Source organism: Nostocoides jenkinsii Ben 74 (genome assembly GCF_001046875.1).
In the GTDB taxonomy this organism is placed as follows: Bacteria; Actinomycetota; Actinomycetes; order Actinomycetales; family Dermatophilaceae; genus Nostocoides_A; species Nostocoides_A jenkinsii.
In genome coordinates, this window is the sequence record NZ_HF571038.1 from 3779670 (window position 1) to 3783822 (window position 4153).

Genomic DNA, 4153 nt, shown 5'->3' on the forward strand with positions numbered 1-4153 from the left:
CTGCTAGCAGCAGTTAGCCAACTGTGGACACCTTGCAAGGTGTCCACAGTTGACTAACTTGTGCTAGCAGAAGTTCGTCAGGGGTGGCCTCAGCGCTGGGTGGCGCCACAGTCGCGGGCGGCGGCGGCGACGGCCTGGTCGCGGATCGCGCTGACCTCGTCGGTGGTCAGCGTCCGGTCGGGCGCGCGGACGGCGAGGTGGAAAGCCAGGGACTTCTTGCCGGCGCCCACCTGCTCCCCGCGGAACAGGTCGAACAGGCTGAGCGACTCCAGCAGGGGTCCGGCGCCCCGGCGCAGGGCCGCCTCGACCTCGCCGACCGGGACGGTCTCGTCCACCGTCAGGGCCACATCAGTCGTCGCCAGTGGGAAGGTCGACAACTTCACGGCCGAGATGGGCGCCAGGCTCGCCTCGGTGAGCAGGTCGAGGTCCAACTCGCCGGCCACCGTGCGGGCGGGCAGCTTCAACGCGCCCAGCACCTTCGGGTGCAGTTCACCGGCCCAGCCGACCACGCGGCCGTCGGGCAGCGAGATCGCGGCGCAGCGACCGGGGTGCCACGGCGCCATGGTCGCCGCAGCGACCTGCAGTTGTATGCCGAGGATCTCGCCGACTTCCCTGGCCCAGGTGACCGCGTCACTGGCGTCGAAGCCGCGGGACGAGCCCCACGGGCCGGACCCCTGTGCCAGGCCCGCCGCCGCGAAGGCGACGTGACGAGGCTGGGGCGGGACCGCGGCATACAACCTCGCCTCGGACTCCGGGTCCGGGCGACTCGACACCGGCAGAATCGGCGCGCCACCCTTGGGCACCGAGCCGCGCGTCACCAACCCGAGCTCGTAGACCGCGACATCCCGCATCCCGCGAGAGACGTTGCGGCGCAAGGTCTCCAGCAGCGTGTCCAGCAACGAGGTCCGCATCAGTGGCGCCTCGTCCTGCAGGGGATTGGCGAGGGTCACAGTGTCACGGCGAGCGTCGTCCGCGGCATACCCGAGCACGTCGAAGAGCCCATTGCCGATGAAGGGATAGGACTCGACCTCGACCAAGCCCTGGTTGGCGAGCATCGTGGCCACGACGCGCCGGACCCGCTGAGCGTGCGTCAACCCGCGTCCCTCCGCGCGCGGGACGACGGACGGAATCTGGTCGTAGCCGCGCACCCGCGCAACTTCCTCGACCAACTCGGGACCATCGGTCAGGTCGGGCCGCCAGGTGGGCGCCAACACCGAGACGATGGGACTGCCCGCGGACTCGGTCACCTCACAACCGAGCCGTCGCAGCGTCCCGACAACCTCCTCGCGCGGATACTCCAGTCCGATCAGCCGCGTCGGGTGGGTCACGTCGAAGTCGAACGCCGACCGGGCCTGCGGCTCGCCAACATCCGTCGCGGTCGAGTCGATCGTCCCGCCGCCGAACTCAGCCAGCAGCCGCGCGGCCAGTTCGGCCGCGACGGGCGCGATCTGCGGGTCGACGCCGCGCTCGAACCGCTTGGATGCCTCGGTCGCCAACCGGTGCCGGCGTGAAGACCGCGCGACCGTGATCGGGTCGAAGTGCGCCGCCTCGATGAGCACATTGCGGGTGGCGGGGCCGACTTCGGAGGACGCGCCGCCCATCACCCCCGCGATGGCCAGAATCTCGCCACCGCCGGTGATCAGCAGGTCATCGGCGGCCAAGGTGCGCTCGACGTCGTCAAGGGTCGTGAGCTTCTCCCCCGGCGCGGCTCGGCGAACCTCGATGTCACCGGGCAACAAATCGAGATCGAAGGCGTGCAGCGGCTGGCCGAGCAGCATCATCACGTAATTCGTGACGTCCACGGCCAGCGAAATCGGCCGCATCCCGACCTCGGTGAGATAGCGCTGCATCCACGGCGGCGACGGCCGACTGGCGTCGACATCGCGAACGGTCCGCGCGACATACCGATCACAACCGACCCGGCCGTCGATGGGCCGTTCGTCGACAAGGCGCACCGGGAACCCTGGCCCCGTGGCGACCGGCACTTCGATGTCGGCGGGGTCGCGGAAGTCCACATTGGTCGCGAGCGCGTACTCCCGCGCGATTCCGCGCATCGAGAAGCAGTAGCCACGATCGGGGGTGACGTTGACCTCGACGACCTCCCGGCCGAGGCCGAGCAGCGCGATGGCGTCCATCCCCGGCTCCAGCGACTCCAGGATGTCGGGCCGATCCGCGAAGTAGCGGGTCAGCACGATGATGCCGTCGTGATCGTCACCAAGGCCGAGCTCGCGCTCGGAGCAGATCATCCCGTTGGACATGTGGCCATAGGTCTTGCGCGCGGAGATCTCGAAATTGCCGGGCAGCACGCCACCGGGCAGGATGCAGACGACCCAGTCACCGGCGTCGAAGTTGTTTGCGCCGCAAACGATTTCCTGTGGAATGCCGTGGGTCAGCTGTTGACCGTTGGCGCCGACGTCGACATGACACCAGTGGATGGTCTTGCCATTCTTTTGCGGCTCGGGCACCTGGGAGAGGACCCGGCCGACCACCAGCGGGCCCCGGAGTTGCCCTCCGTGGATGCCTTCCTCCTCCAGGCCGACGCGCACGAGGTCCGCGGCGATGTCCCGCCCGCGAACGCCCGGCGCGATCTCGACCAGCTCCCGCAACCACTCGACGGGAACACGCATCAGATCTCCATCCCGAACTGCCGGCTGAAGCGCACATCACCCTCGGTGATATCGCGCATGTCGTTGACGTTGTGCCGCAGCATGAGCGCCCGCTCGATGCCGAGGCCGAAAGCAAAGCCGGTGTAGACCTCGGCGTCGATACCGGCGGCGGTGAGCACCCGTCGATTGACCATCCCGCAGCCGCCCAACTCGATCCAGCCGAAGCCGCCGCAGACGCGACATGAGATGTCCTGGCCATAACAAACCCAGCACTGGCAATCGATCTCAGCGCTCGGCTCCGTGAACGGGAAGTAGCTCGGCCGCAACCGGGTTGCGATATGCCCACCGAACAGGCGCTGGACGAAGGCGTCGAGGCTGCCCTTCAAGTGCGCCATCGAGATGCCGCGATCGACGACGAGGCCCTCGAACTGGTGGAAGACCGGCGAGTGCGTGGCATCGAGGTCGTCCGTGCGAAACACCTTGCCCGGGCAGAGAATGGCGATCGGCGGCGTGCGCGACAACATGCTGCGGATCTGCACCGGGGACGTATGGGTGCGCAGCACCAGACCCGAGGACTCCGCCGGAGCGACGAAGAAGGTGTCCTGCATCTGCCGCGCCGGGTGGTCCGGACCGAGGTTAAGCGCGTCGAAGGTGAGCCACTCGCTCTCCACCTCGGGGCCGTCGGCGATCTCCCAGCCCATCGCGATGAAGATGTCCTCGATGCGCTCGCTGACCAGGCTGAGGGGGTGGCGGGCACCCAGCCCTGGCCGCCCGCTCGGCATCGTGAGATCCAGCGATTCCTCGGCCAGGATGCGCGCGTCCCGCTCGTCCTCCAGCTCACGCTGACGACGGGCGTATGCCGCGGCCACGGCCCCGCGGGCACCTCCGACGAGCTTCCCTGCCGCGGCCTTGGCGCTCGGCGGCAGGGCCCCGATCTCGCGATTCGCCTGGGCCAGGGCCGAGCGGTCGCCTTGGTGCGTCGTGCGAGCCGCCTTCAGTTCGTCGAGGGTCGTTGCCGACGCGGCGGCCTCCAGGGCCGCGACGCGGGCCGCCTCGACCGTGACCGGGTCGAGCGCAGCGACCTCAACGGGGTCGTAGTTGGTATTGGGTCCGGACATGGCCTTCACTTCGCTCGTCGCATGGGCGGCCCGAGTCTACGAGGCCGCCGCCGGATCGCGCGAAGCCGTTTCGTTAGGAGCCGAAGTCTGGGCGCAGCGGATAGAGCGCCTGACCACCGGCGGCGACCTTCTGGCCGAGCACCTGGTGCAACTGAATCTCATTGCGCTCGAAGCCGATTGACGACCCGGCCAGGTAGAGCCCCCATACGCGAGCGGTCGCCGCGTCAGACTCCGCGACCGCCGCGTCCCAGTTGGCCGAGAGGTTCTTGGCCCACGCGCGGCACGTGCGCGCGTAGTGCTCGCGAAAATCTTCCGCGTGTCGGACCTCGAACCCCTGGTCGGCCATCGCGTTGATGATCACGCCAACCGGAGCTAACTCTCCGTCGGGGAAGACATAGCGGTTGATGAAGCCGCCCCGCTCGAGGCGGG

General features: G+C 68.7%; 3 protein-coding genes. All 3 read right to left on the reverse strand.

Translation table 11 applies throughout. From position 1 onward, the window contains the following. Positions 1-89: 89 nt before the first annotated feature. Complete coding sequence (pheT, locus tag BN13_RS18035) at positions 90-2627, reverse strand: phenylalanine--tRNA ligase subunit beta (protein WP_048548596.1); 2538 nt, start codon at positions 2625-2627, stop codon at positions 90-92. Continuing rightward, the gene (gene pheS / locus BN13_RS18040) at positions 2627-3724 is read right to left on the reverse strand and encodes a phenylalanine--tRNA ligase subunit alpha (RefSeq protein WP_048548743.1); all 1098 of its coding nucleotides are present in this window, start codon (positions 3722-3724) and stop codon (positions 2627-2629) included. Before pheS ends, pheT begins: the two co-directional genes overlap by 1 nt. Before the next feature lie 73 nt (positions 3725-3797). Further along, a partial coding sequence (locus BN13_RS18045; RefSeq protein ID WP_048548598.1) for a class I SAM-dependent methyltransferase occupies positions 3798-4153 on the reverse strand: 356 nt, incomplete at its 5' end.